This window comes from Acinetobacter sp. WY4, from assembly GCF_018438165.1.
GTDB lineage: Bacteria > Pseudomonadota > Gammaproteobacteria > Pseudomonadales > Moraxellaceae > Acinetobacter.
This window is the reverse complement of record NZ_CP053947.1, coordinates 1,768,173-1,794,226: the sequence shown is the minus strand read 5'-3', so window position 1 is coordinate 1,794,226 and position 26,054 is coordinate 1,768,173. Positions and strand designations below refer to the sequence as shown.

General features: G+C 44.0%; 26 protein-coding genes, 2 tRNA genes and 1 pseudogene. 19 read left to right on the top strand and 10 right to left on the bottom strand.

Annotated elements, in window-relative coordinates; genetic code table 11:
- Positions 1–56: 56 nt before the first annotated feature.
- A complete protein-coding gene (gene hisH / locus G4D73_RS08450; protein ID WP_086044210.1) occupies positions 57–674 on the bottom strand; it encodes an imidazole glycerol phosphate synthase subunit HisH in 618 nt (205 codons plus the stop codon).
- Positions 674–1,267, bottom strand: a complete 594-nt coding sequence (hisB, locus tag G4D73_RS08445) for an imidazoleglycerol-phosphate dehydratase HisB (protein ID WP_004729244.1) — start codon at positions 1,265–1,267, stop codon at positions 674–676. Before hisB ends, hisH begins: the two co-directional genes overlap by 1 nt.
- Positions 1,268–1,363: 96 nt before the next feature.
- On the opposite strand from hisB, the gene G4D73_RS08440 reads away from it, so the two are divergent.
- The 7 genes from G4D73_RS08440 (at position 1,364) to tehB (ending at position 5,392) form a co-directional block, all read left to right on the top strand.
- A complete protein-coding gene (locus G4D73_RS08440; protein WP_004278652.1) occupies positions 1,364–1,741 on the top strand; it encodes a GNAT family N-acetyltransferase in 378 nt (125 codons plus the stop codon).
- A 203-nt stretch (positions 1,742–1,944) separates the two neighbouring features.
- Positions 1,945–2,020 (top strand) — tRNA-Phe (locus tag G4D73_RS08435).
- A gap of 137 nt (positions 2,021–2,157) precedes the next feature.
- Positions 2,158–2,233: transfer RNA gene (locus tag G4D73_RS08430), tRNA-Phe, on the top strand.
- Between the two features lie 223 nt (positions 2,234–2,456).
- The gene (locus G4D73_RS08425; protein WP_213687736.1) at positions 2,457–2,954 is read left to right on the top strand and encodes a hypothetical protein; all 498 of its coding nucleotides are present in this window, start codon (positions 2,457–2,459) and stop codon (positions 2,952–2,954) included.
- Between the two features lie 226 nt (positions 2,955–3,180).
- Complete coding sequence (locus G4D73_RS08420) at positions 3,181–3,930, top strand: hypothetical protein (protein ID WP_213686519.1); 750 nt, start codon at positions 3,181–3,183, stop codon at positions 3,928–3,930.
- 109 nt (positions 3,931–4,039) lie between these two features.
- Complete coding sequence (locus G4D73_RS08415) at positions 4,040–4,312, top strand: hypothetical protein (RefSeq protein WP_213686518.1); 273 nt, start codon at positions 4,040–4,042, stop codon at positions 4,310–4,312.
- Positions 4,313–4,528: 216 nt separating this feature from the next.
- Entirely contained in the window at positions 4,529–5,392 is an 864-nt protein-coding gene (gene tehB / locus G4D73_RS08410) for an SAM-dependent methyltransferase TehB (RefSeq protein WP_213686517.1), read from the top strand.
- 95 nt (positions 5,393–5,487) lie between these two features.
- Here the strand turns inward: tehB and G4D73_RS08405 are convergent, their stop codons facing one another.
- The 5 genes from G4D73_RS08405 to fadB all read right to left on the bottom strand — a co-directional run bounded on the left by G4D73_RS08405 (position 5,488) and on the right by fadB (position 11,142).
- A complete protein-coding gene (locus tag G4D73_RS08405; protein WP_213686516.1) occupies positions 5,488–5,868 on the bottom strand; it encodes a hypothetical protein in 381 nt (126 codons plus the stop codon).
- A 153-nt stretch (positions 5,869–6,021) separates the two neighbouring features.
- On the bottom strand, positions 6,022–6,909 hold the full coding sequence (locus G4D73_RS08400; protein ID WP_213686515.1) for a hypothetical protein: 888 nt from the start codon (positions 6,907–6,909) through the stop codon (positions 6,022–6,024).
- Between the two features lie 194 nt (positions 6,910–7,103).
- A complete protein-coding gene (locus G4D73_RS08395; RefSeq protein ID WP_213686514.1) occupies positions 7,104–7,469 on the bottom strand; it encodes a hypothetical protein in 366 nt (121 codons plus the stop codon).
- Between the two features lie 337 nt (positions 7,470–7,806).
- Positions 7,807–8,979 carry an acetyl-CoA C-acyltransferase FadA gene (gene fadA / locus G4D73_RS08390; protein WP_213686513.1) on the bottom strand — a complete coding sequence of 391 codons (1,173 nt, stop codon included), beginning with the start codon at positions 8,977–8,979 and terminating at the stop codon, positions 7,807–7,809.
- 12 nt (positions 8,980–8,991) lie between these two features.
- On the bottom strand, positions 8,992–11,142 hold the full coding sequence (gene fadB, locus G4D73_RS08385; RefSeq protein WP_168730643.1) for a fatty acid oxidation complex subunit alpha FadB: 2,151 nt from the start codon (positions 11,140–11,142) through the stop codon (positions 8,992–8,994).
- Positions 11,143–11,728: 586 nt separating this feature from the next.
- Here fadB and G4D73_RS08380 point away from each other — a divergent pair.
- A complete protein-coding gene (locus tag G4D73_RS08380; RefSeq protein WP_005105414.1) occupies positions 11,729–12,142 on the top strand; it encodes a PH domain-containing protein in 414 nt (137 codons plus the stop codon).
- Positions 12,143–12,159: 17 nt separating this feature from the next.
- On the opposite strand, the pseudogene G4D73_RS08375 reads toward G4D73_RS08380, so the two are convergent.
- Positions 12,160–13,220, bottom strand: a pseudogene (locus G4D73_RS08375) (AAA family ATPase).
- Positions 13,221–13,445: 225 nt separating this feature from the next.
- Here G4D73_RS08375 and uvrC point away from each other — a divergent pair.
- The 3 genes from uvrC (at position 13,446) to pgsA (ending at position 16,850) form a co-directional block, all read left to right on the top strand.
- Positions 13,446–15,245 (top strand): excinuclease ABC subunit UvrC, encoded by a 1,800-nt coding sequence (uvrC, locus tag G4D73_RS08370; RefSeq protein WP_213686511.1) that lies wholly within the window; start codon positions 13,446–13,448, stop codon positions 15,243–15,245.
- A 115-nt stretch (positions 15,246–15,360) separates the two neighbouring features.
- Complete coding sequence (locus G4D73_RS08365; RefSeq protein WP_004647301.1) at positions 15,361–16,155, top strand: thioesterase family protein; 795 nt, start codon at positions 15,361–15,363, stop codon at positions 16,153–16,155.
- Between the two features lie 107 nt (positions 16,156–16,262).
- Positions 16,263–16,850 carry a CDP-diacylglycerol--glycerol-3-phosphate 3-phosphatidyltransferase gene (pgsA, locus tag G4D73_RS08360; protein WP_016806864.1) on the top strand — a complete coding sequence of 196 codons (588 nt, stop codon included), beginning with the start codon at positions 16,263–16,265 and terminating at the stop codon, positions 16,848–16,850.
- Positions 16,851–17,512: 662 nt separating this feature from the next.
- On the opposite strand, the gene G4D73_RS08355 is transcribed toward pgsA, so the two are convergent.
- Positions 17,513–17,782: an oxidative damage protection protein gene (locus tag G4D73_RS08355; protein WP_004278636.1), complete on the bottom strand. Its 270-nt coding sequence runs from the start codon at positions 17,780–17,782 to the stop codon at positions 17,513–17,515.
- Between the two features lie 15 nt (positions 17,783–17,797).
- Positions 17,798–19,228: an argininosuccinate lyase gene (argH, locus tag G4D73_RS08350; RefSeq protein ID WP_171248533.1), complete on the bottom strand. Its 1,431-nt coding sequence runs from the start codon at positions 19,226–19,228 to the stop codon at positions 17,798–17,800.
- Here argH and G4D73_RS08345 point away from each other — a divergent pair.
- The 8 genes from G4D73_RS08345 (at position 19,219) to G4D73_RS08310 (ending at position 25,935) form a co-directional block, all read left to right on the top strand.
- Positions 19,219–20,373: a sensor histidine kinase gene (locus G4D73_RS08345; RefSeq protein WP_213686510.1), complete on the top strand. Its 1,155-nt coding sequence runs from the start codon at positions 19,219–19,221 to the stop codon at positions 20,371–20,373. The two genes, argH and G4D73_RS08345, sit on opposite strands and share 10 nt — an antisense overlap.
- 69 nt (positions 20,374–20,442) lie before the next feature.
- The gene (locus G4D73_RS08340) at positions 20,443–21,183 is read left to right on the top strand and encodes a LytR/AlgR family response regulator transcription factor (RefSeq protein ID WP_004278633.1); all 741 of its coding nucleotides are present in this window, start codon (positions 20,443–20,445) and stop codon (positions 21,181–21,183) included.
- Positions 21,184–21,291: 108 nt separating this feature from the next.
- On the top strand, positions 21,292–22,215 hold the full coding sequence (hemC, locus tag G4D73_RS08335) for a hydroxymethylbilane synthase (protein WP_044113065.1): 924 nt from the start codon (positions 21,292–21,294) through the stop codon (positions 22,213–22,215).
- Positions 22,215–22,994, top strand: coding sequence for a uroporphyrinogen-III synthase (locus tag G4D73_RS08330; RefSeq protein WP_213686509.1), 780 nt, complete (start codon positions 22,215–22,217; stop codon positions 22,992–22,994). The genes hemC and G4D73_RS08330 overlap by 1 nt, the downstream gene beginning before the upstream one ends.
- Positions 22,991–23,830: a hypothetical protein gene (locus G4D73_RS08325; protein WP_213686508.1), complete on the top strand. Its 840-nt coding sequence runs from the start codon at positions 22,991–22,993 to the stop codon at positions 23,828–23,830. The genes G4D73_RS08330 and G4D73_RS08325 overlap by 4 nt, the downstream gene beginning before the upstream one ends.
- Positions 23,831–23,836: 6 nt before the next feature.
- The gene (locus G4D73_RS08320; RefSeq protein ID WP_213686507.1) at positions 23,837–25,030 is read left to right on the top strand and encodes a heme biosynthesis protein HemY; all 1,194 of its coding nucleotides are present in this window, start codon (positions 23,837–23,839) and stop codon (positions 25,028–25,030) included.
- A gap of 8 nt (positions 25,031–25,038) precedes the next feature.
- The gene (locus G4D73_RS08315; RefSeq protein ID WP_004278628.1) at positions 25,039–25,467 is read left to right on the top strand and encodes an acyl-CoA thioesterase; all 429 of its coding nucleotides are present in this window, start codon (positions 25,039–25,041) and stop codon (positions 25,465–25,467) included.
- A gap of 141 nt (positions 25,468–25,608) precedes the next feature.
- Positions 25,609–25,935 (top strand): H-NS family nucleoid-associated regulatory protein, encoded by a 327-nt coding sequence (locus G4D73_RS08310; protein WP_026055760.1) that lies wholly within the window; start codon positions 25,609–25,611, stop codon positions 25,933–25,935.
- Positions 25,936–26,054: the final 119 nt, after the last annotated feature.

The following is a 26,054-nucleotide window of genomic DNA, read 5'->3' as shown; positions in this document are numbered from 1 at the left end:
AAAAAATAATCAACAAAAAAGCCCGCAATCTGCGAGCTTTTTAGGCGAAAGGAAAATCAGATTTTCCAGTCCACAAAGTTTTTCAATAACTGCAAACCGGCGGTATGACTCTTTTCCGGATGGAACTGGGTCGCGAACAGGTTTTCTTTATGAATTGCGGTACAGAACTCGATGCCATAGGTACAAGTAGCTGCCACCAGGTCTGAATCTTGTGGCTCTACATAGTAGCTATGTACAAAGTAGAAACGTGCATCCTGTTCGATATTGTTCCACATCGGATGCTCTGGATCAGCCTGATGCACCTGGTTCCAGCCCATATGCGGCACTTTTAAGCCTGCCATTTCCGGAAAATGCTTGACCGCACCTTCGAAAATACCCAGTGCATCGGTACCGCCATTTTCTTCCGAATGCTGCATCAAGGCTTGCATACCCACGCAAATGGCCAATACCGGTTTGTTAAATACGGCATTGCGTACCACTTCATCAATCCCCGCTTCATGCATACCTTGCATACAGTCACGCATCGCGCCTACGCCCGGAAAGACAATCTTGTCTGCTTGTGCAATCAGTTTTGGATCATTGGTGACATCTACTGTGGCACCGACATGTTCTAATGCTTTTGCCGCAGAGTGCAAATTTCCCATGCCATAATCAAGAAGGGCAATACGGGTCATTACAGTGTACCTTTGGTTGAAGCTACCGTATTGGCAGCACGTGGATCCACTTCACAGGCCATACGCAGCGCACGCGCAAATGCTTTAAATACGCTTTCGATCTGGTGATGGCTGTTTTTGCCTTTCAGGTTGTCGATATGTACCGTCATCAAGGAGTGGTTTACAAAGCCCTGGAAAAACTCAGAGAATAAATCCACATCAAAACGGCCGATCATGGCACGGGTAAATGGAATATCCATAAACAGACCCGGACGGCCAGACAGATCTACCACGACACGGCTTAAAGACTCATCGAGTGGCGCATAGAAATGACCATAGCGTTTCAGGCCTTTTTTATCGCCCAATGCCTGTGCAAATGCCTGACCCAGCGTAATACCGCAGTCTTCCACAGTATGATGGTCATCGATTTCCAGATCGCCATCACAATGAATATCAATATCAAACAGGCCATGACGCTTGATTTGATCAATCATATGATCTAAAAAGGGAATACCCGTGTTTAAGGTGCCTTGACCAGTACCGTCGAGATTCAAACGAACTCGAATTTTGGTTTCGTTGGTATTTCTTACCACTTCACTGATACGATCTGTCATAGACACGTTCCTCAAATACGTCAAAATGATTGATGTAGAAAATATTTTCGCCGTGACGAAGTCACCGCATATTAGATTGCTCAGGAGGGTTTATCAATGCCTATCACCGTACATGCTTATACTTCTTTAGAAAATGACGAAGTGCGCAGCCAGCTTGAGCGACTGTATGACACGAGCCCTGAATTTAGTGACGGGGCAGATGCCATGGAACAACTAGAGCAAAACCTTGCACAGTATACCTCAGTTTATAGCGCAGAATTTAATAGCAAAATTATTGGGGCAATCTGGTGCACCGGACAGGGCGAAAGCCGGATTCTGGAAAATATTGTGGTGCATCCGGCCAATCGCGGTCGTGGCGTTGCAGAAAGGCTGGTGAGTGAGGTCTGCCGCATGGAAGAAGAAAAAGGCGTGAAAAACTTCGTGCCAGGCTGTGGGGCCATTCATCGCTGTCTGGCCAATCTGGAAAAAATCTGAAGATAGAGCAATATCAAGCAGCCGTTAGGCTGCTTTTTTATGTAAATAAACGCTTAAATCTGTTTTATTACTGAGGTCTTTGGTAAAAACTGTTCGATTTATGACTCAAATTCACGCGAGTTGATGGAAAAGTAAACATTTAACGAAAATTATTCTCTCTGCTCTTGACGATTTACAGCTGAAACTGTTTAATACGCGACATCGGCGTGATAGCTCAGTAGGTAGAGCAACGGATTGAAAATCCGTGTGTCCCCAGTTCGATCCTGGGTCTCGCCACCATATTTTAAAACGATTTCAAAGTTTTCAATCCCTGATCCCATCAGGGATTTTTTTTAGGCCAAAAATCAGCCACTCAAATATTTTTTTCATAATTTTGATTGACTAATGAGGCCAGATACGGCTTAATACACCGCATCGGCGTGATAGCTCAGTAGGTAGAGCAACGGATTGAAAATCCGTGTGTCCCCAGTTCGATCCTGGGTCTCGCCACCATATTCAAAAAATCCTCAAACTTGGTTTGGGGATTTTTTTGCCTGCACCAAAGCCAGATCAACATTATTCTTTTCTATTTTTCAGTTGTTTCAACTTCTTCTTTTTCGACGTTTCCTGCCTTTTTATGCATCATTGACCGTTTATCAAACTTAACAATAGACACGGGCATTATTTGTAAGATTTAGCTTTGACGCTTTCCCTTTTCCAAACGAGGGTGAAAATGATGAATCTCCTAACACCAATTAAACTCGGCTTTCTTACGGCCTGTACTGCTTTTAGCCTACCGATTTTAAGCTATGCTGCGCCTGCTGCTGATTCTGTCGTCTTGCCGACTCTGACTGTCATGGCGGAACCGGAACTGCGCGCCGTGACTGAAAAAATGTTGCCTTATCAGGAACAGAACAGCCAGCGTAAGGCCCTGCAAATGCGCCTGATGAAAATTGAACGTGAAATTCAGGCCTATAGCGTGGATGGTGATGTGGTCGCGAATATTGATGTGATGCGTGCACCTGCCGACCCTGATCTGGATAGCCTGCCTGTGGTGTTCCGTGAATATGTATTGGCCATCGCACAGGGCTTGCAGTCTTCAGACCCAAGAAATGGGGTATATGTACTGCTGCAACCTTTTGGAATTAACCGCGATGCCACCAATGTGAATATTGTTCGGGAACAATTCGATCCGAACCGGCTGAATCTGAGCCTGCCATTTAATTCCCCATAATGTGCGCCTGTCGGTCTAGATAATTTTGTTTAACAAGCTTATTCAAGCTGTCATGCAACGAGATCGACAAAATAGTGTTCTGGGAAAGGATGGCTTTGTGAGAGGAGCAATTTCTGTCTAAGCTAGACATATTATTGGAAAAATCAAATGCCTTGAATTGTGTTTAAAAAATAAGCATAGTGGATGTAAATCAACAAGATCTGACTGACAGAGCTGGAGCGTATACATGCCGCGTGTTTTTATGATTGTAGCCGCTGTGACACTGGCAATTTTTATTGGGCTGTTTTATCAGAATTCGGTTCAGCAAAAACATCAGGCCGAGCTGCTCGAATATGAAACCGTGCTCGAAGAAAAAACCGAGAGCATTGCGCAGCAGGCACAGGACTGGTCTAAACCGATTCAGATTGAACTTGAAGATGACCGTCTGGATGGTGACTATGCCATCATGGCTGAGTTTATGCTGGGGCAATTGCGCGATAGTGCCGAGGAACGCAATCAGTATCTACGCGACTTAAAAGCCGCCAACTGGCAGAATTTTCTGAATATCGACCGCTTGGCCAAAGATCAGGCACAAGGCTATAAAGAAACTGAAGCCATGCTCAAGCAAGTCCATCAGATTGTGAACAGCTATCAGCAGAAAATCCAGCAGCGCGATGCCGAGCTGATCGACAAGGCACAGCAACTGGATATTAAAAACCGTTATCGCCAGCAACTGAGCCTGACCCTGAAAGACAGTCAGCAAAATAGTAATGCACATGTCATTTTTGAAATTGAAAAACAGACTCTGGCCAAGGCCGATGCCTTATTTGCAGTATTGAAAAAGCATAAATGGCAAAAGAAAAATAACACCTTTATGTTCTATGATGATAAAGCCGTGCAAGAGTTTAATGCGCTGTATAAAGAAATACTGTACCTGAATAAGCAGATGGAACGAGTTGCGAGCGCCAACCAGAAAGCGGTTGAAAACAAGTTGTAGCCTGACTGAGATGACAGGATTGCCATAGGACTGTCATCTGCTGTTCAAACTCGCTTGCTAAATTGAAAGGGTCGCACAGATCACGACATAACATTCAAGCAGGTGAGTCATGCAAACAATTCAGATTTTTGCTGATATTCAGCAGGTGTACGGTGAGTTTGTCGCAAAGAAAACAGATTCAAAATTACAAAGGATGAATAACGGGGACAAAAACCGATTGTTCTTGGATCAATATTTCACACTGATCGAGGACTGGCACTATACCGAGCAGATTGTGATTCAGTTCAATCAGCAGTATTTCAGTCTGGATCTGGGGAGCGCACCGGATTTTATGGATCAGGACAAATACATCAACTGGCTAAAGTCGGAACTGCTGCATTAATCGAATCGCCATATTCCTCGTTGATAGATAACCGAGCTGTCTCAAGAGAGGCAGCTTTTTTATTTTGATAGAAAACTGGTATTGATCTTGCTGTTGCATCGGCATAGCGCGAACAGGCACTGATTCCAATTCTGATTTGAACAGGCTATGCTGAATTAATTACCGCTGCCAAAAGAATGACAGGCGGAGCATGGATGATATGGAGGGCAAAAAATTATGCAACAGTTGATATGTTATAAGGAACTTCCAGTCTGGAACCAGCAAAGTATTCCTCAGGGCTTCAAGAATCAGCACAATACCAAAGCCGGTACCTGGGCGAAACTGACGGTATTAAAGGGTGAGCTGCGTTTTGCCATGCTGGAAGAATCTGGTGCGGTGCGATCCGAGCATGTGTTTACACCAGAGCAGCAACCGCCATTTATTGAGCCTGAGGCCTGGCACAAAATTGTCTCTGCCAGTGAAGATGTCGAATGCCAGCTGCGTTTTTACTGCCGGCCTGAGGATTACTTTATCAAGAAATATCAGTTGAATCCTACCCATTCTGAAGTGCTGGCAGCGATGCCTTATTTAAAAGGTGGCCGTGCGCTGGACGTCGGCTGCGGTACAGGGCGTAATGCGCTTTATTTAATTCAGAACGGCTTTAATGTCCATGCCTGGGATGTTAACGAAAACAGTTTGCAGACTTTAAGACAGATTGTGCAGACCGAGCAGATTGATCACATACAGATCCAGCGCCGCGATCTCAACACGGATACCAGCATTGTAGGTCAATATGACTTTATCTACTGTACCGTGGTGATGATGTTCCTTGAGGCGAAAACCATTCCACCGCTCATTGCACAGATGCAGCAGGCGACCGTGCCAGGTGGCTATAACCTGATTGTTTGTGCCATGGATACGCCAGATATTCCGGCACAAGCCGATTTTCCATTTGCTTTTCAGCCGGGAGAGTTGCGAAGATATTATCAGGGCTGGAATATTGTGAAATACAATGAAGATATCGGTGAGCTGTATCGTGTCGATGAGCAGGGCCAGCGGATTAAACAGCACTTTGCCACCATGTTGGCGCAAAAGGTTTAAATAAGATTAAGTCTTTTAATTTCTGAAAATAAATTAAATCATCCAAAACAAAAAAAGATGTCAGGCTGACATCTTTTTTTATTCCTTTAAAAAGCTTAAGCCGCTTTTTTAAACCAAGAGAACCAGCCTTTTTTCTCGGCTTTTACTTCCGCTTTTTCAGCAGCCGTATCTTTGGTTTCTACTGCTTCAGTTTTCACAGCTTCAACGTGTTGTTCTGCTGTAGCTTGAGCCATTTCTACTTGAGTCGTTGCTTCTGTTTTTACTGCTTCAGCTTTAGTTTCAGCCGCTTGTTGAGTTGCAGCAACAGTCGCTTGAGCAGCTTCAACTTTCGCTTGTACAGGTGCAGCAGTTTCTTTAGCAATAGTTTGGGTTGTTTTAGTTACAACAGTTGCTGGCGCAACTTGAGCTTCAGTTGCCATTGCAGATGCAGAAGTCGCTACGATTGCAGTTGCGATCATTGTTTTAAGCATGTTCATATAAACCCTTTTAAGGAAATAGAAAAAAAAGAGGCTTGATCATACATTTATAAAATTTAAGTGCTTCATAAATATGGTTTTATTGGTTGAAAAATAAACCAATCTTACAAAGGGATAACATTTATAAAGAAAAGGGAGCCAAGGCTCCCTTTTCTATTTTCTAAAGTTTCTTCGATAGATATCCATTGCTATTTCATTCCTAAATTTAATCAGGAGTTGAGGATTTTCAATGATACCTCTTATGATATTTCCTTTATTGGGTTTATATTTCTCAGAGCTTCTTAAGTCTTTACTAAGTACCTGAATATTTCCTTTACGATCTCTACTTAAACAGGAATCATTATTAAAGATAGCCTGTTTTTTGAAATGTTCCTGAGCTGTATTTGTATAAAAATACAGTGGGTTGTAGGTGGGGACACTAGGAATGAATGTTCTTGGAATAAGAATTAAAAACTCATCAGTATCATCAATATGTGGTAATTCAAAGTAATCTTCCTTCCATAGACCACTAGTTATACAAAAATAACTTAACTTTGATTTAGTTTTTCTCATAGAAATACCATATTTACGGCATTGGTCTTGAGTGAAATCAATCAAAGGAAGTTTAATAATATCTATAGTGATATCGGAGATTCGATCAAATTTTAATTCATTACATAGAAGCGAGCATTCTTCCAGATAATTAAAAATACCACTTTGTATCAAATGGCGAATTCTTTTTAACTCTTCAAGAAAAAGAGCTGCTAGATGTTCACCAGCACCACTCCCATCTCTCTTAATTTTTGAATAACCTAGTCTTGTGCCATTTGGTTCATTAAACTTGGAACATAAATAGGTTGATCGAGTGTGACTTTGATTCTGAATTGATGTGAGAAGTTCCTTCATAAAGAAATTAATACATCGTTGAGATGCTACACCTGTTGGTGTTGGCGTCTGACTAATGCAGTATGGATCTACGAATCTCTTGGTGTCTGCATAAATATCGATATCAAAAAACTCAGGGGTAGGGTCGGTAATACTAAATTTTTTTGAAAAGCGCATAGGATTAGTCCTTATGAATTAGGCGCGAATGTATTGCCTAAAACCAGAACTTGGACTAATATTAAACTTCTCGTTCCATAGAGAATAATTTCAATCAGTCTTAAATTCCAGTTTAGGCTTTGAAATTTAAAGATTTTATAAAAAATCATCTAACGGCTTAAGTATTCCAGTACTTAAGCCGTTTTTACTTTTCATTAAAGATTTTCATCTTTTCCCTCCTCATCAGTTGCTTCTTCATTTTCAATATTCCACTTGCTTGTAGAATATTGTCCTTTTTTAGAAGGGTGTGTATAAATCAACCCTTTCTGTGACATTCGATATAGTCGTGCCATCAACTTATTTCTTTCGTAAATCTCACTAGAATCTTTATATATTGCAATAAGTAACTTATCTAAACTGATGATTCCGCCGCATTTATCAATCAATTTTGCCAAATACATATCTTTTTTATCGGATTCAGTAATGTTGAGCTGATCAATTAATTCCGGTGGTAAGTCTTCGAGATCTTCAGTTGTAAGATACAAAGGAGAGCTTTTTATTTCTTCAATATACTTATTCACAATACACCTTTTAGATTTTTTACTCTAAAAATATTGTACACAAAATAATCATACACGCAATATGTGCATGAAAAAATAATGAATAAAAGATGAGAAAAATAAAATTATTAGATTGAAATACTGTTGGATAATGAACGCAAATGAACGCAAATGAACGCAAATGAACGCAAATGAACGCAAATGAACGCAAATGAACGCAAATGAACGCAAATGAACGCAAATGAACGCAAATGAACGCAAATGAACGCAAATGAACGAAAATGAAAAAGAGAAAATTTAAGAATATATAAAAAAACCCCGCACTAAGCGGGGTTTTCTTTATCTACGTATTTAAGAATTAAACACGTTCGATCACTGTTGCAATACCTTGACCAAGACCGATACACATCGTCGCAAGACCGATTTGCGTATCTTGCTGTTCCATTACGTTTAGCAATGTCGTCGTGATACGCGCACCAGAACAACCCAATGGGTGACCCAATGCAATCGCGCCACCGTTATGGTTCACGATGTCTTGCTTGTCATAAATGCCTAAGCCTTTAAGAACAGACAGACCTTGTGCAGCAAAAGCTTCGTTCAATTCAAAAGTCTGAATATCAGCAATTGACAGGCCAGCGCGCTTCAATGCTTTTTGTGTTGCCGGAACCGGACCATAACCCATGATCGCAGCATCACAGCCTGCAACCGCCATAGAGCGAATTACAGCACGTGGCTTAAGACCTAAAGCTTGAGCACGTTCAGCAGACATCAATAACATTGCAGAAGCACCATCAGACAACGCTGAAGAAGTCGCTGCAGTTACTGTACCGCCTTTCGGATCGAAGACTGGACGCAAAGATTTGAACGATTCAAGGTTCGCATCTGGACGGATTACTTCATCGATATCACACAGGATTTTGTAGCCATCTGCATTATGACCTTCAATGCCGACGATCTCATTCTGGAACAGACCGTTTTCAGTCGCAGCCCAGGCGCGGCGATGTGATTCCACACCAAACGCATCCTGTTCTTCACGGCTAATGCCGTTCATACGACCCAACATTTCAGCAGTTAAGCCCATCATGTTCGACGCTTTGGCATAATGCTTAGACGCTTCAGGGTTCAGGTCGATACCGTGCATCATGCCCACATGGCCCATGTGCTCAACACCACCGATGATGAAGATATTACCCTGGTTCGTTGCAATTTGCGCAGCCGCAGTGTGAATCGCCTGCATAGACGAACCACAAAGACGGTTCACCGTTTGACCTGCAACAGTCTTCGGCAAGTCTGCCAGTAATGCGATATTACGGGCAATGTTCATACCTTGTTCTAGGGTTTGGTTCACACAGCCCCAGATTACGTCTTCAACTTCATGCGGGTCGAATTCGTTACGTACCAATAGGGCACGGACAAGCTCAGCAGACATCGAGTCGGCACGTACATTGCGGAACATACCGTTTTTGGTTTTACCCATTGCTGAACGTACGCCATCAACGATGACAACGTCACGTGGATTTAAAGTAGCCATTCACGTTGCTCCTTAACCGTAGAATTTTTTGTTGTTAGCAGCCATGTCACGCAGCATTTCTGGCGCTTCATAAGCTTTACCAAGGTGCGCATACTTATTGCAAAGCGCAACATACTCAGCTACACCGGTTTGATCGATGTAACGGCATGGACCACCACGGAATGGAGGGAAACCAACACCCATGATCATCGCCATATCTGCTTCAGCAGCAGTCGCTACAATGTTGTCTTCCAGGCAACGAACTGTTTCGTTACAGAAAGCCAGCATCATACGGTCAATGATTTCCTGAGCGTCAAATTCACGTTTTTCCGAAGTTGCAACAGAGGCTACAAGCTCATACGCAGTTGGATCAACCACTTTGGCTTTTTTGCCTTTACGGTCAAGTTCATACTTGTAGAAACCAACGTCATTCTTTTGCCCCAGACGTTTGTTTTCGTACATGACTTGGATCGAACCTTTGTAGTCAGGTTTCATACGATCCGGGAAGCCTTCAGCCATCACTTCTGCACCGTGTACGCCAGTGTCGATACCGACCACGTCCATCAGGTAAGCAGGGCCCATAGGCCAGCCGAATTTTTCCATCACTTTATCGATTTGCTGGAAGTCAGCGCCATCTTTAAGCAACAGGTCAAATGCGCCGAAGTAAGGGAACAGTACGCGGTTGACCAGGAAGCCCGGGCAGTCATTGACCACGATTGGTGTTTTACCCATTTTCTGAGCAAGTACTACAGTCGTTGCAATCGCTTCGTCAGAAGTCTTCGCACCACGAATCACTTCAACCAGTGGCATCATATGTACCGGGTTAAAGAAGTGCATACCGACGAAGTTTTCAGGACGTTCTAGGTTTTCAGCCAGACGCGTGATTGAAATCGTAGAAGTGTTAGATGCAATGATCGTGTTTTCACGAACTTTCGCTTCAGTTTCTTTCAGTACGATGCCTTTAACTTTTGGATTTTCAGTCACGGCTTCGATCACGATGTCCACTTCTTTAAACTCGTCATAGCTTAAAGTTGGACGGATGCGCGCAAGAGTTTCACCCATTTGAGCAGGCTTCATCTTCTTACGTTCAACTTGTTTGGTCAGTAAACCATTGGCTTCTTTCATACCCAAAGCAAGTTGCTGGTTACCGATGTCTTTCATGATGATCGGTGTGCCTTTGCTTGCCGCCTGGTAAGCAATACCACCACCCATGATACCCGCGCCTAGAACAGCCGCCTGGTTCACTGGATGCGCACCTTTTTCATAGCGCTTCGAGGTTTTTTTCACGATCTGGTCGTTCAGGAACAAACCGATCAAGGCACCTGCTTGTGGTGTGACTGCTGCTTTAGCAAAGCCTTCAGCTTCCGCTTTCAGCGCGTCATCACGATGCAGGCTCGCACCGGCTTGTAATGAATCAAGCAATAATTTTGGCGCAGGGTATTGAGCTGGATTCGCTTTTGCTAAAACCATGCCTTTCGATGAGTTAAACGCCATCATCTGTTCGATCGGGCTGAGTTTAACTGGATCGAGTTTTTCCTGACGTTTGGTTTTCCAGTCTAAACGGCCATGAATCGCCTGTTTCACCAGATCAAGTGCAGCATCTTGTAACTTGTCAGCAGGAACGACAGCATCGACTGCGCCGTCTTTCAGTGCAGCGGCCGGCTTTTTAGGATTGGCCATTGCCATCCATTCTACCGCGTTGTCGATACCGATCAGACGGCTTAAACGTACTGTACCACCGAAGCCCGGGAAGATACCCAGCTTGATTTCAGGCAGGCCCACTTGTGCCTGTTCTGACATGACACGGTAGTCACACACCAGGCACATTTCGAAACCGCCACCGAGTGCCATGCCATTAATGGCAGCCACTTTAGGAATGTCGAGGTCTTCGAAGCTGTTAAAAATTTCATGTACTGGCATTGCCCAGTCAACAATCGCTTGTTCACCCTGAGCAAAGTTGTCGCCGAATTCAGTGATATCAGCACCTACAATAAATGTAGATTTGCCTGAAGTCACAATCAGACCTTGAATATCGGCATGGGAGACGGCTTCGATAGCAGCCTTGAAATCTTCAATCGTTGCACGGTTGAATTTGTTAACGGACTCACCTTGTAAGTCAAAGCGGAATTCTGCAATCCCGTCCTCAAGCATTTGGACGGTAATGGCATTGCCAGCGTGGATCATGCCCTGATCTCCTTTATTTTGGAGGACTTCTAAGTTGATGTTGTGAAGCAAGTGCGCATGTCCCGCGCACTTTTTGACTTCGCTAATCTTACGATAACTATATCCAAAAAGAACATAACAAGTTGTATCAAGCCGTGACGCAATGGTCATCAATTTCTGCCGGCTTGATCCGACCGGTTATAATTTTTCCTTTCAGTTTCTTATAGCCCGATGAACCAAAGATTCTGTTTCAATTCATTATTTTTTATCAATCAGCCTGATAGATATGGAGCAGGGTGACTGATTTTCAAGGTGCATTTCTAGCGGAATTTTGTCAATTCAGTCAATTTCTATCCTTGAACTTGCCATTTTTAGCCTCGAAGTATGCTGAGCGCAGGGCTTTCAGGTCTTTGCTGATAGTATTTAATCAGCACAAATAACAGTGTATTAGATCATTTGAGTTACTGAACTTTTCTGATGAGATCGAAAATGGGAACGATCCTGTCGATGTGTGATTTAAAATAATTTCCATCCTGCCGGGTTGAATCCCTGTCATCTGCTATGGAATTGTTTATGATGATCTTGCACTTAGATATGGGGGATATCGATGCACGTATTTCGTTCTAAAAAAGACTGGTGGCTGCTGGCTTTTGTGATTTGTATGAGTGGCCTGTTGCTGCAACTACTGCTGACCATGCAGGCCAAAGGCACTATGCAGCAATATCCGCTGCACACTGCGGTTTATGTCCTGACTATTATCATTTTATGGTGGCCGCTGTGGAGTACGCGCTATGTGATGGACAATGGGGTGTTGACCATAAAAAGCCTGTGGTTAAGCTGGAAGATTCCGTTAAGTGAAATCCAATCCATTCAGCCCACAGACCACTCTATCATTGCGCCAGCCTTATCTTTAAAGCGTCTGCGGATTGACTATACTGATGCGGGCGTGCAGAAATTTATATTGGTTTCACCCAAAGATCAAACTGCTTTTATACAGGTGCTTCAGCCGAATAAAAACTGATATCGAGTCTGCCTTAGTTAAGCTTTTGCTTGCTCAGGCAGAACCACCAGCTGTCCATCGACACAGTCCAGATGCAGACTGAATTGCTCAGGCTGGTTTAAAAAATACAGTGCCAGAATCGGCTCCAGTTCGGTACGCATCTTACGGCCCAAATGCCGGGCGCCGTAACGAATATCATGGCCCTGATAGAAATAGGCTTTGGCTGCAGCGCTTAAATGCACGCTGCGTTGCTGATGTTGCAAGCGCTTGTTTAGTTTATCCAGTTCAATTTCGACCAGACGTGGCAGGGCATCGCTCTGTACTGCCTGATAATGCAGACTGCGGTCAATCCGGTTCAGAAACTCGGGATCAAATTTACGCTGCATGACTTTTTCAATGATGCGCTGGGTGGGAACGCGCTTCAGACATAGGGCTTGCATTTTCTCCGGCAGATAGCTGAGTTTGTCCAGATATTGCTGCGCCGCCTGTGCCCCGACATTGCTGGTCATAAAGATCATGCAGTTGCGAAAATCGATAGTTTTAGTGCCCGCTGTCAAGGTCAGCCGGCCAGTATCCAGCACGTTCATCAAGCCGCGAATCACTTCGTTACTGGCTTTTTCTAGCTCATCAAACAGCATGATACCGGGCCGGGTATGGCTGCCGGCAATCGCAGTTTCATCAAACAGGCTGTGGCCTTCTTTAGAACCAACATAACCGGGCGGTGCGCCGGTCAAAGCCGCGGCATAATGTTCCTGTGCCAGAGTATTCATATCAATCCGGCAAAAGGCGTCCGGGCGACCATAGATCGCTTCGGCAATCAGACGCACGGTTTCAGTTTTACCGACGCCAGTAGGGGCCAGCATCAAGGTAACCGACAAAGGGCGATCCGGGCTGGAAAAATCTGCCTTGACCACATGCAGCATTTTTTCAATTTCATTCAGGGCTGCATCCTGTCCAATAATCCGTTCACGTAGCAGCTGCATTACATTATTTGGCTCGAAATGAAAACGCGGTTTGCCAATCAGGCGATCACGTTCAGACGGGTGATGGGTGAGGTAGAGGGTTGAACAATATGAATGCCCGATTGCTGCACGGTCATATGAAACATCTCAAAACTAGACTTTTTGAGCATAACAAAGTTAAAGGTTGAAATTTATAGCTTTTAACAATCAGTTTATGCCGTAAGGATTATAGATTGGGGGGATAACCCGACAGGAACTTTAAGATTGAATGGCAACTTCAGGGGAATTTTGTGTTTTTGCTTGAAAATGACGCAAAAATCATCACATATATCTGCAGATTGTAGATGAAAAATAGGCTTTAGGTGAACGAAAACGCACGCCCCCATATTGAAAAAATCCTGGCGAATATGACCAGCCTGCCCGGGGTCTACCGGATGTATGGCAAAGACGGCGAATTATTGTATGTGGGTAAAGCCAAAAACCTGAAAAACCGGGTCTCCAGCTATTTTGTCAAAACGCTGGATCATCCCAAAACCCAGGCCTTGGTGGCACGTATTTATGATATCCAGACCCTGGTGGTACGTTCTGAAACTGAAGCCTTGTTGCTGGAACAGAACCTGATCAAGCTGCATCATCCGCCCTATAACATCATGCTGCGTGATGACAAATCTTATGTCTATATTTTTGTTTCGGCAGATAAACCCTATCCGCGTTTAGCCAGTGGGCGCGGCAAGGGCAAGCACCAGGTGGGCAAGTTTTTTGGACCTTATCCGAGTGCGTATACCGCCCGGGATACTCTGGTGGTGCTACAAAAACTGTTCAATGTGCGTTCCTGTGAAAACAGTTTTTTTGCCAACCGGACCCGGCCATGTCTGCAATACCAGATCAAACGCTGCTCTGCGCCCTGTGTCGGATTTATTTCTCCGGAAGACTATAAGGCAGATGTCGATAACTCGATCCGATTTTTGCAGGGCGATACCAAGGAGCTGAATCAGGAACTGATCGCAAAAATGGAAGCGGCCGCTGAAACGCTGGAATTTGAAAAAGCGGTGTTCTATCGTGACCGGATGGCATTGTTAAGAGACGTACAGTCGCAGCAGGCGATCTATAAGCTCAAAGGCGAAGCCGATATCCTGTCGATTGCCTATCAGGCCGGGGTGACCTGTGTGCAGATCATGCATGTGCGCAACGGCAAAATGCTGGGTGGAAAAAGTTATTTCCCAGATATGCTCAGTGATGACCTGGGGCAGATGCTGGCCGATTTTATTGCCAATTTTTATTTTCAGGTGGCCGATGAAATCCCGGCTGAACTGATTGTTAATCTGGAAGTGGCTGATCGTAAAGAACTGGAAGCAGCACTCTCGCAGCATTTTGGCAAGAAAATCCAGATCAAGTCCAAAGTCCGCGAAACCCGGGCCGAATGGCTGGAACTGGCGCAGATGAATGTACAGCACGCGATTCAGGGCAAGCTGGCCAATCATATAGAATTAAATGAGCGTTTTCATCAGCTGGAGCAGGTGGTCGACCGTCCGGTAGACCGGATTGAGTGCTTCGATATTTCACATACCATGGGCGAAGATACCGTGGCGTCCTGTGTAGTCTTTGACAGTGGCGGCGCGCGCAAGCGTGATTATCGCCAGTTTTCCATTCATGATATTCAGGCGGGTGATGACTATGCCGCCATGCGTCAGGCCTTAACCCGTCGCTATAAAAAAGCCCTGTTGCCAGATTTACTCCTGATTGATGGTGGCAAGGGGCAATTGCACATGGCGATGGAGGTTATGCAGGAACTGGGACTGGATGCCTTTATGGTCGGTGTGTCCAAAGGTGAGGGACGTAAGCCTGGTCTGGAAACCCTGCACTTTACCGATGGCAGTAAAATTCAATTACCGGAGGATCATAAGGCACTGCATCTAATTCAGCAGGTACGTGATGAAGCACACCGCTTTGCGATTACCAAGCATCGTGCCAAACGCGATAAAAAGCGTGGTTCATCAGTGCTGGAAGTGATTCCGGGGCTCGGACCAAAACGCCGTCGGGATTTGCTGACCCATTTTGGCGGGATTCAGGGCGTACTGAAAGCCTCAGAAAGAGATCTGCAACTGGTACCGGGACTGGGTTCAGTCATGGCCCGGATGATTTATAAAGTGCTGCATGAATGACGCGTGGCTTAAATGCAAGGGCCAAAGTGCGCATTGACGCTTGGGTCACGTGACATTCACAACCTGAAGAATTTTGCCGAATATACTGAGCATCAAGACTTACTGAGGGATCAACATGTCTTTGCATGCACTTTATGCACAAATTGCCGAACAGGAATGGGTAGAGTTTCCACAGGGATGGTTACAGGGTCGTACTCTGTATGGTGGTCTGGCTGCCGCGATGATGATGCAAAAAGCCGTCACTCACATCAATGATCCGGCCAAGCATTTGCTGAGTTGCAGTGTGACCTTTGTCGGCCCGATTCAGCAAGCCAAAGTACGACTGAGTGCCGAAATCCTGCGGCAGGGCAAGTCGGTGACCACGATTGAAGTGCGCTTATGGCAGGACGACGCGGTGCAAAGTATTCTGATTGCCAGTTTTGGTATTTCCCGTGATTCAGAGATTCAGGTTCAGCAACAAGCTCAGGCACCCGACTATGCTGCGCCAGAGCAGCTGTTTCAGATTCCTGCTGGCTATGGCATGCCAGACTGTTATGATCATTTCGAAGTGGCCTGGGCGGATGTTAATCTGCCTTGTAGTGCCAGTTCTCGTCCGGACTTTGGCGGCTGGTGCCGTTTCCATCCCGAAAAGCATTGCAACCGTGAATTTCTGGTCGCCGACTTGATGGCCATCTTTGATATCTGGCCACCCGGGGTGTTACCGATGTTTAAAAACATGGCGCCTGCGAGTAGTCTGACCTGGACAGTGACCTATGTGCATCCGGTTCAACATCAATTGCATGATTGGTTTAAATATAAAGTATTTACCGACTATGCTGCGGATGGTTATACGACGGAGCATGCCTATCTCTGGGATGCCGAAAATCGCCTGATTGCAATGGCAAGACAAACAGTGACGGTGTTTGCCTAGTGACACTGCAAGTCAATTCGTATAAAGTGAAGCCTATTAATGATGGATCAAACCTCTAAAAAAGTGTGCATTTTCATCGTACATGAGGGGAACAATTGGCGGTGTCTATGACTACAGGTCGTATCCTGAATATTCCAAATATCTTGACCTTGGCGCGTATCGCTCTTATTCCGGTATTTCTATTGGTGGCTTACTGGCCGCCTGCAATGGGCTTTGATGCTCATAACCCCGACATGACGCGGCATATAATTTTAACCACGATCTTTGTGGTGGCTGCGGTCACGGACTGGTTTGATGGCTATCTGGCACGTACATTAAACCAGACTTCTGCTTTTGGACGTTTTCTCGACCCAGTTGCAGATAAATTGATGGTCGCAGCTGCACTGATTGTGCTGGTGCAATGGCAGCCTTCCATGTCGATGGCTTTTGCTGCGATTGTAATTATTTCGCGTGAAATTACCGTTTCAGCCCTGCGTGAATGGATGGCAGAACTCGGTGCGCGGACCAATGTTGCGGTTTCAACAGTGGGTAAATACAAAACCGCTTTTCAGATGATCGCTATCACCGTATTCCTGCTGAACTGGCCACCGCTAGAAATGCTGGCGTATGCCTTGCTATACACCGCAGTGGTACTCACTTTATGGTCGATGTTCATTTATCTAAAAGCGGCTTGGCCATATCTGAAACAGCCTTAATCGAAATGAAAAGAGAAGCTCCTTGAAAGGGGGCTTTTTTTATGCGCTTAAATTATCAAGCCAATCGGCAAATTGCAGGCAAAAAAATACCCAGTCTTTGGGGGAAGAACTGGGATGAAATCGGGGTATTTGTTGCTTATTATTATAGTTATTCAAAGATATCTCATCTTCTTAGGGCTCATTATAGAGAGACAGTTTTTTTTAATCATGTGGCTTCTTGTAGCAGAATGTTGTGTTTTGTGAATACTCTGTATATTGCTTTTACAATCCATTATTTTGATACAAATCTAAATGTTTTTCAGCAGGATAGTGACTGACTCGATAGACGAAATAGGATAAGTGAAAATCTGTTTTTTGTGCCCTAAATATTGGTTAGTAAGATTTGCTAGATTTAGTCAAAAAATCCCCTGAGATAGGGGATAGATTTATGCCTACGCGGACTTCATCTTTGTCTCGTGTAACAAAAGAAAAGCAGGGCTTTAATGTGAAAAGCTTCTGTATGGGGAGCTCTTTACATTCAAAACTACGTGCTTCGCTGGTCTTGAGTAATGTTTAGAGCAATACATAAAAAAAGAATCCCCAATAATGGAGATTCTTTTTTAATTTAAGCCTAAGCGCGCTTTCAGCGCTTGTCTTGCGTAAAAAAGAAAAGCAGTGCTTTCTTACTCAGGCTTTAGCCCTTCGGCTTTTTCTAGGGATGCATCATTGTTAAAGAACTTTTCACGCTGTTCTTCAAGAAACTTTTTCGCATCTGCTTCAAACACGTTCAAACGCTTTTCATTAATTAGCGTAGTCTGGTGTTTTAGCCATTCTTGCCAAGCCTGTTTAGACACGGTGTCAAACAATTCCTGACCCTTTGGCCCCGGGAATGGAGCAAAGTCTAAACCTTCCATGTCCGCCTGATACTTACGGCAAAAAACTTGTCGAGACATATCCATACTCCAAAATTATGCGTAAAGTTGTTCCAAACGCGCATGTGCACGCTCAATGGCTGCTTTCACTTGAGCAGGCGCGGTGCCACCAATGTGATTACGGGCATTCACCGAAGCTTCAAGAGTTAGGGCTTTTTCAAATACGTCTTCTTGAATCAGGTCAGAGAACTGTTGCAGTTGTTCGAGTGTCAATTCAGACAGGTCTTTAGATTCTTGTACACCGAGTGCAACCGCTTTACCTACAATCTCGTGCGCATCACGGAATGCAACGCCGTTTTTCACCAGGTAATCAGCTAGGTCAGTCGCAGTTGAGAAACCACGCAGCGCTGCTTCGCGCATTTCAGCAATGTTTGGAACCAGTGCAGGAATCATGTCAGCAAATGCCATGAGTGAACCACGAACTGTATCGATCGCATCGAACAATGGCTCTTTATCTTCCTGATTGTCTTTGTTATAGGCTAGAGGCTGGCCTTTCATTAAAGTCAGCAGGCTCATCAAATCGCCATAGACACGGCCGGTTTTACCACGTACCAGTTCAGGCACATCCGGATTTTTCTTCTGCGGCATGATTGAAGAGCCAGTACAGAAGCGATCTGGAATATTCACGAATTTGAACTGTGCAGATGTCCATAGAATCAGTTCTTCAGACATACGTGATAAATGCATCATAATTAAAGATGCAGCGGCATTAAATTCAATCGCAAAGTCACGATCCGATACTGCATCCAGCGAGTTTTCAGCAACAGCTTCAAAACCTAGCAGTTCAGCAGTATAAGCACGGTCGATTGGATAAGTAGTACCTGCAAGTGCAGCAGAACCAAGCGGCATACGGTTGACACGCTTACGGCAATCAATCAGACGTTCTGAATCGCGTACCAGCATTTCAAACCAAGCCATTAGATGATGACCAAAAGTCACTGGCTGAGCGGTTTGCAAGTGGGTGAAGCCTGGCATGATGGTGTCGGTGTTTTTAGCCGCTAAGCTTAAAATACCTTTTTGTAATTTTTTCAGTAATTCCAGGATGCTATCGATTTCATCGCGTACATAAAGACGGATATCTGTAGCCACCTGGTCATTACGGCTACGACCGGTATGCAGTTTCTTGCCAGTAATGCCGATACGTTGAGTCAGGCGTGACTCAATGTTCATGTGGACATCTTCTAAATCAATGCGCCATTCAAAGTTGCCTGCTTCAATATCGGCTTGAATCGCTGTCAGACCTTCAATAATGTCATCGCGTTCTTGCGTGGTCAGTACGCCCACTTTTGCCAGCATGGTTGCATGGGCAATCGAGCCTGCAATATCTTGTTTATAAAAACGTTGGTCAAATTGAACAGATGCTGTAAATTCAGCAACAAAAGCATCAGTCGCTTCAGAGAAACGACCGCCCCACATACCCGAAGTCTGGGCGTGTGATGGATTAGAGGAATTAGAAGATGTGGTCATGTCGGCTCAATCAGATTAAAAGCAGTAGAACGAAAAAGAGTATAACAAATTCAAAGCCCATTGCCGAAGTCACATCTGCTCAATCTTTTACATCGATAAACGAACAGACGCAAAATTCCTATTTTTTTAGCCAGATCGGCAATCTACGCTATTTGCTGGAACTGTTTGCTGGCGGCAATATTCTGGCCATGATTCTGGCGCTTGCAGAAGCGCAATCCTGGCAGGCTTTGAATGGAATGCACCTGCTGCAATATATCCTGTATATCAACTGGGTACTGTTATGTTTTGCAGCACTGGTCGAGCTGTTCCATCAAGCCTTTCAACGTATGGGAATCAAACTGGCTTTGATTTCTGGATTTCTGCTGTTACAGGCAATTGTACTGCTCACTACGGTGAACCTGAATATCTTGATATATTTTGGACAGAATTTTAATTTTCAGGATTTAAACCTGGCGATTGCGCTGGATCAGGTTGGACTCCATTTAAGTCTGGGAATTTTACTGGGAACCTTCTGTTTTCGTTATCTTTACTTGCGTGAACAATGGGAGCAGCAGCAGCATAGCGAGCTGAATGCTAGAATTCAGGCCATGCAGGCACGGATTCAGCCGCATTTTTTGTTTAACAGCATGAATAGTGTGATCAGCCTGATCAGTATCGATCCGGATAAAGCCGAGCACATGCTGTTGAATTTGTCACGGTTATTTCGTGCCAGTTTTCAGGAATTAAAACTGGTCAACCTGCAGGAGGAAATTGATCTTTGCCAGCGCTATCTGGAGATTGAGCAGATCCGTCTAGGTGAGCGTTTGCAGGTCGAATGGAAGTTAGAAAACAAAGACTTATACTCACAAGTTCAAATTCCATTATTAACTTTACAACCCTTGCTAGAAAATAGTATTTTCCATGGAGTTGAAAAAATTCTTACAAAGAGTACCATAAGCATATTGGTTGAAATATTGCAAAATCAAATTAATATCATCATAACGAACCCTTATGCACAGGATAATAAAACTTTAAAAAAGGGACATGGTATTGCAATAGAAAATGTCAGACAGCGTCTGCAAGCTTATTATGGACCCAGTGTGACTTTTCAAACCTTTGCCGGCGAAGGGATGTTTACGACGGTAGTGCGATATCAATATAAATAAAAATAAATCAAAGAAATCGCAGTTAGCTTTATCATTCATCTGATGATGTTAACTGGGTAAGGAGGAGAAATGGACATCCTGATTTGTGATGATGAGCCTTTGGCCGTCGAGCGTTTATCACGTTTGGTCTCTCAACTGGGGCATGATGTGGTGGCGACAGCAAGCCATGGTCGTCAAGCGATTGATCTGGCTCACCAATACGAACCCGATGTCATCCTATTAGATATTCAAATGCCTGAAATGAACGGACTGGCTTGTGCGCAACATTTGCGTCAACTGGATCCAATGCCGGCCATTGTCTTTTGTACGGCCTATGACCAACATGCGCTGGATGCATTTAAATCAAATGCCGAAGGCTACTTACTTAAACCGGTGATGCAACAGGAATTGGCACAGGTTTTAGAGCACTTAACTAAACTTACCCAAGCTCAAATGAGCCAACTAAAACAAAAAGAAAATATGGACGAAATCAATATCAGCCGCCAGCAGATTGCGGCAAAGACCTATCGTGGTGTCGAATTGGTGCCAGTTGAAAATATCTATTATTTTCTGGCGGATCAGAAATATGTCACTGTGCGTCATAAAAACGGCAGTGTATTGATTGATGAAACCTTAAAGGAGTTAGAGCAGGAGTTTGGGAACCAGTTTATCCGGATTCATCGTAATGCCTTGATCTCGGTGCATTATCTGGATGGTCTGGAAGTGGTGAGTTCTGGTCAGTATCAGGTACGTTGTCGTGAGCTGGACGATCGTTTGGCGGTTAGTCGGCGACATTTACCGTTTTTACGAGATCGGATTCAAAAGCTTTAGCAGGGGATGAATGAGAGCATTGAGTTGAAACTTATATAAATTCACTTGCATTTTCAAGTGAGCAGGTTAAGTTTAGACTATTGTTCTCATTTACTGTTATTGAAATTTATGAAGACCCTAAAAATTGCAACTCGACAAAGTCCACTTGCGCTTTGGCAAGCGGAACACATCCGTGCGCGCCTACAAGATTTGCACGCTGGTTTGCAGGTCGAGTTAGTCACTTTTGTTACACAGGGCGATAAAATTCTAGATACACCACTGGCTAAAATTGGTGGAAAAGGACTGTTTGTAAAAGAATTAGAAGCCGCTTTACTGGATGGTCGTGCAGATCTGGCTGTGCATTCCATGAAAGATGTCCCGATGGCCTTGCCCGAAGGTCTGAGTCTGGCAGTGATCTGTGAACGTGAAGATCCCTTAGATGCCTTTGTGTCGAATACCTACACTAGTTTTGAAGAATTGCCACAAGGCGCCAAAGTCGGAACCTCAAGCTTGCGCCGTAAAACCCAGATTTTAAAACAGCGTCCAGATCTGGACATTATCGATTTACGCGGTAATGTCGGCACACGTTTATCTAAACTGGATGCAGGCCAGTATGATGCGATTATTCTGGCCAGTGCCGGTTTAAAACGCTTGGGTCTGGCAGAACGTATTCGTCATACTCTGACGCCTGAAGTCAGTCTGCCGGCCGTGGGTCAAGGGGCATTGGGACTGGAATGCCGTACTCATGATCAGACGGTGCTGGACTTGATTCAGCCACTCCTGCATGCGGATACAGATGCGTGTGTACGTGCCGAACGTGCCTTTAATGCCTATCTAGAAGGCGGATGTCAGGTGCCGATTGCTGGTTATGCCACGCTCAAAGAGGGTGTGATTTCAATCGAAGGTCGTGTGGGCAGTGTCGATGGAACAGTTTTGCTCCGGGCACAGCATACTGGCAAAATGGCAGCTGCGGAGCAATTGGGTGTAGAGCTGGCAAAAGACCTGCTTGATCAAGGTGCTGGCGAGTTGCTGAAAGCACTCTATTCACACTGATGTTATTGATTAATACTCGCCCCAGTGATCGTGCTGCAGGCTTGACTCAACAGTTACAGGCAGCACAGGTGTCTGTTCTGGAATTGCCCTTGCTCGAACTGCATGCCATGCCTTATTCCGATGAGCTGTCGATTTTGTATCAGCAGCTGGAGCAGGCACAGATTATTGTGGTGGTCAGTCCGACGGCCGCTCAGATTGGCATGCAATATTTACAACAGGCGGGTATTAAGCTCTCGGCCTTGGCGCAGGTGCATTGGGTGTCAGTGGGAAAAGCCACTGAACAGGCACTGGCGAGCTATGGCATTCATAGTCATGTGCCTGAGGTCGAAACTTCGGAAGGCATGCTGCAATTGCCTGTGTTGAAGCAACTGGCTTCTGGCTCAGGTGTAGCCTTCTGGCGCGGAGAAGGTGGTCGTCAATTTATGATGGATCATTTACGTGCCAGCAATATTAAAGTTTTAAACTTTATTTTGTACCGGCGGCAATGTCCTGAAACGACGGCAACGATTTTGGCAGAGAATTTGGCGCTGCTTAAGAGGCAGCAGCGTTTTGCAGTTCTGATCACTAGTGAGGCAAGCTGGTTAAACTGGCTGGCAATTATGCAGGATAGTGCAGAGTTCATACAGCAAGCCTGTTATTTGGTTTTGGGGCCACGTTTGGCCACTATTCTTGGGGAATATCAACAGCAGCATCAGGCAAGTTTTCAATTCGTACAAGTCGATGATTTAGAGGCAAATACGATCTTGCAGAAAATGAGGCTGATATTAGGGAACGCATGAAGAAACTATTCATTGTAGTGTTCATCTTGAGTATGGCGTGGCTCATCAAGCTTAGCTATGACTTTCATGTTCTGAATACAGCACAGACTGAATTCAATCAAAGCATCAATCAGTTACAGCAGCAAAATGCCAATCTCAATGATCAGTTCGTGGCTTTAAAACGCCAGATTTCTGCTCAGCAGGAAAGTGCTAGGGCTACTTCAGCAAAAGCGCCAGTAAGTGAAGCGGTAGCTAATGAAACACAGAATGATATTGCCTTAGTACAGCAACATCTGGATCTGATCGAATTTGCACTGCAACAGCAACAATACGCCACTGCGATTGAGAAATTAAATCAGTTATCCAATGAGCTGGATGATTATATTTTAGCGCCTGCCTTGGTCAGTAGTTTGCAGCAAGTAATTGCAAAAGATCAGGACATGCTGAAAAAATTCGTGAACAGCCGATTAGTGCAGCAAAATAAAGTAAAAGAAGTTTTGGTGCAGATGGATACTGAAATTGAAAAAGAAATTCAGACACCATATCGTCAGCGTCCAGAAACTCAACGCTCTTTCTGGCAGCGCTGGGTTCAGATTGAATCCGCAGATCAGCCAAGCACAGTCTTGATGCAACGGCATCTGGTACTGAAAGAGGCCCAGTTGCGCTTGCTCATCGCACAAAATACCTTGCAAAAAGACCAATCCGTCGCTTTTCAGCAAGCACTGAATGCCGTGATTGAAGTCTTGGAGCAATTGCCGGATGCACAGAGCCAAAAATGGATTCAGCAATTGAATCAAATCAAGGCCACCCCGATTACTCCGATTCCATTATTAAACACACGCACCCTAGTGGGCTAATTGCTTATGAAACAGATTCTGCTGGCCTATTTATTTGTCTGCTTACTTGGCATTGCGGTGCTGAGTATCCTGAGTTATGGACATGGGGCTGGCTATGTCTATCTGTATTGGCGCGAGTGGCAGTTACAAACCACCCTCTGGTTTTTGGCCGCATCCTTGGTGAGCGTGAGTTTTCTGATGCATTGCATCTGGTATGCGATCAAGCAGTATCGCAGCCGTGAACAACGTAAAACTCAAACGGTCTTTAGTTTTTCCCGCTTACATCCTTATGAACAACTGGCAGTCATCTGGTTATTAAACGCTGCGCAGGATCAGCGGGATTTTATTCAGCAGTCTTTTACCAAGTCGGGTTTACTTAAACATATTATTGATGCACGTTTATCTTGGGGGCAACAGCAATATACCCATGCATTAACTGCTTTAAATCAGTCCAATCCCATGGCATTTGAATTGGCAGAATTACAGCGGATTGAAATTTATTTATCACAACAGCAAGGTGAACAAGCACTTACCCATTTAGAGTTTTTAAATCAGCATGAATTATCACCTTGGTTAATACAGGTTAAAACAGCCTATGAGCAGCGCCTTGTCGCCTTATGGGGGGTATTTGCCATGCAGTTTCCTTGGTTATATTTACGTTCGACCCAATATGGGCATTTAGACCAAGAAGTAAAAAAAACATGGCTTGAACAATTATTATTAGCCTATGACCAAGCCACACAGGACGATTTATTTTATTTACAGCAACGTTATTTAGATTTAAAACCGCAAATATTTGATCGTGACTATTCGGTCAAATTATTATGGTTGAAATTATTATTTAGAATACCAGAAATGAGTGCCGAGCATGAAGTGCTTGCGATTCATTTAATGGAACAGCAATTTAATCAGGATGTATTTTATTTGTGGTTCCAACAACAGTTATTGCGTCAAAACCCGGATTATGATGCGATTGCACAACAGATTTCGCACTGGGAAACCAAGTATCCGGCATTACCGGTTTTAAGCTTTGCGAAATGGCATGTGTTGCAAGCCACAGGCTATACAGATCAAGCCCAGCAACTACTTGACTTGTATCCGGATGATATTCGTATGAGTTATTTAAGAATTAAAGCTGCCTTACAAGATCGGGAGGACTTGCTACAGCAGTTAAATGCAGTATTTGAATCGAATGTAAACTTTATAGAAATTAAGACTTGAGAATAATAATGTCAGAATTAAAACAATATCCAGTTATTTATGAACAAACAGTCGCATGGGGTGATATGGATGCCTTTGGACATGTCAATAATGCCATGTATTACCGTTATGTCGAAAGTGCGCGTCTGGCTTATCTAGGGATATTAGATATACATAATGAACCGGTATTTACGGTAGTGTCTTCAAATCAGTGCCGTTATTTAAAACCTGTGGTTTTTCCTGATCATTTAAAAGTGGCAGCACGTATTGAAGAAATTCGAAATAGTGCAGTTAGAATGCAATATCTATTATGGAGTGAAAAACAGCAAAGTATTGTGGCTACTTCAGAAGCAGTGATTGTCTGTGTCGATAAAAAGACCATGCAGAAAACAGAAATTCCGGAACATATTCGAGAAAAAATCAAAGCACTTGAATTAAGCGTTCAACATGAAATTTAAAAATGAATGAAGCATTTTATTTTGTAATTTTTTTTAAACTTTATTGTTATTGCTTTAAGGTTTTATATTGAATGTTTTATTTAATATAAATATGATGGGGCTATTATTTAACAAAACGAATAATATTATTTTTCGGAGAGCATTATGCCAGATATTACGCATTTATCAGTAGAAGAGTTAAAACGTTTACAAGCAGAAGCAGAGTCACTGATTGCTTCAAAAAAAGATCAAGAAATTGAAGACGCTTATCAGCAAATCTTGGCAGTTGCCGAGAAAGTGGGTATGACAGTTGAACAGTTACTTGAATTTGGTGCGTCTAAGCGTAAGAAATCATCACGTAAGTCGGTTGAACCGCGTTACCGTAGCAAAAGCAATCCAGACGATACCTGGACTGGCCGTGGTAAACAACCGCGCTGGTTAGTGGCAGAATTGGAAAAAGGCGCAAAGCTGGATGATTTCCTGATCTAAGCTGCCATTTGATCTGGTCATTAGGCTGTCATACAGACAGTCTAAGATGATTAAACCAAGCATACCTGCTTGGTTTTTTTATATCTATGAATTGGCGTTGGCAGAAAAGTGTGCATAAT

What these genes read in the sequence shown, in the direction of transcription:
- G4D73_RS08420 (WP_213686519.1), top strand. Translation starts at nt 3,181, where the DNA reads ATGCCGCGTGTTTTTATGATTGTAGCCGCTGTGACACTGGCAATTTTT.
- G4D73_RS08440 (WP_004278652.1), top strand. Translation starts at nt 1,364, where the DNA reads ATGCCTATCACCGTACATGCTTATACTTCTTTAGAAAATGACGAAGTG.
- G4D73_RS08345 (WP_213686510.1), top strand. Translation starts at nt 19,219, where the DNA reads ATGTGGTCATGTCGGCTCAATCAGATTAAAAGCAGTAGAACGAAAAAG.
- G4D73_RS08320 (WP_213686507.1), top strand. Translation starts at nt 23,837, where the DNA reads ATGAAACAGATTCTGCTGGCCTATTTATTTGTCTGCTTACTTGGCATT.
- G4D73_RS08355 (WP_004278636.1), bottom strand. Translation starts at nt 17,782, where the DNA reads ATGTCTCGACAAGTTTTTTGCCGTAAGTATCAGGCGGACATGGAAGGT.
- G4D73_RS08380 (WP_005105414.1), top strand. Translation starts at nt 11,729, where the DNA reads ATGCACGTATTTCGTTCTAAAAAAGACTGGTGGCTGCTGGCTTTTGTG.
- G4D73_RS08405 (WP_213686516.1), bottom strand. Translation starts at nt 5,868, where the DNA reads ATGAACATGCTTAAAACAATGATCGCAACTGCAATCGTAGCGACTTCT.
- G4D73_RS08340 (WP_004278633.1), top strand. Translation starts at nt 20,443, where the DNA reads ATGGACATCCTGATTTGTGATGATGAGCCTTTGGCCGTCGAGCGTTTA.
- argH (WP_171248533.1), bottom strand. Translation starts at nt 19,228, where the DNA reads ATGACCACATCTTCTAATTCCTCTAATCCATCACACGCCCAGACTTCG.
- G4D73_RS08365 (WP_004647301.1), top strand. Translation starts at nt 15,361, where the DNA reads ATGTCTTTGCATGCACTTTATGCACAAATTGCCGAACAGGAATGGGTA.
- hemC (WP_044113065.1), top strand. Translation starts at nt 21,292, where the DNA reads ATGAAGACCCTAAAAATTGCAACTCGACAAAGTCCACTTGCGCTTTGG.
- fadB (WP_168730643.1), bottom strand. Translation starts at nt 11,142, where the DNA reads ATGATCCACGCTGGCAATGCCATTACCGTCCAAATGCTTGAGGACGGG.
- fadA (WP_213686513.1), bottom strand. Translation starts at nt 8,979, where the DNA reads ATGGCTACTTTAAATCCACGTGACGTTGTCATCGTTGATGGCGTACGT.
- G4D73_RS08415 (WP_213686518.1), top strand. Translation starts at nt 4,040, where the DNA reads ATGCAAACAATTCAGATTTTTGCTGATATTCAGCAGGTGTACGGTGAG.
- tehB (WP_213686517.1), top strand. Translation starts at nt 4,529, where the DNA reads ATGCAACAGTTGATATGTTATAAGGAACTTCCAGTCTGGAACCAGCAA.
- G4D73_RS08425 (WP_213687736.1), top strand. Translation starts at nt 2,457, where the DNA reads ATGAATCTCCTAACACCAATTAAACTCGGCTTTCTTACGGCCTGTACT.
- G4D73_RS08330 (WP_213686509.1), top strand. Translation starts at nt 22,215, where the DNA reads ATGTTATTGATTAATACTCGCCCCAGTGATCGTGCTGCAGGCTTGACT.
- pgsA (WP_016806864.1), top strand. Translation starts at nt 16,263, where the DNA reads ATGACTACAGGTCGTATCCTGAATATTCCAAATATCTTGACCTTGGCG.
- hisH (WP_086044210.1), bottom strand. Translation starts at nt 674, where the DNA reads ATGACCCGTATTGCCCTTCTTGATTATGGCATGGGAAATTTGCACTCT.
- G4D73_RS08315 (WP_004278628.1), top strand. Translation starts at nt 25,039, where the DNA reads ATGTCAGAATTAAAACAATATCCAGTTATTTATGAACAAACAGTCGCA.
- G4D73_RS08325 (WP_213686508.1), top strand. Translation starts at nt 22,991, where the DNA reads ATGAAGAAACTATTCATTGTAGTGTTCATCTTGAGTATGGCGTGGCTC.
- hisB (WP_004729244.1), bottom strand. Translation starts at nt 1,267, where the DNA reads ATGACAGATCGTATCAGTGAAGTGGTAAGAAATACCAACGAAACCAAA.
- G4D73_RS08400 (WP_213686515.1), bottom strand. Translation starts at nt 6,909, where the DNA reads ATGCGCTTTTCAAAAAAATTTAGTATTACCGACCCTACCCCTGAGTTT.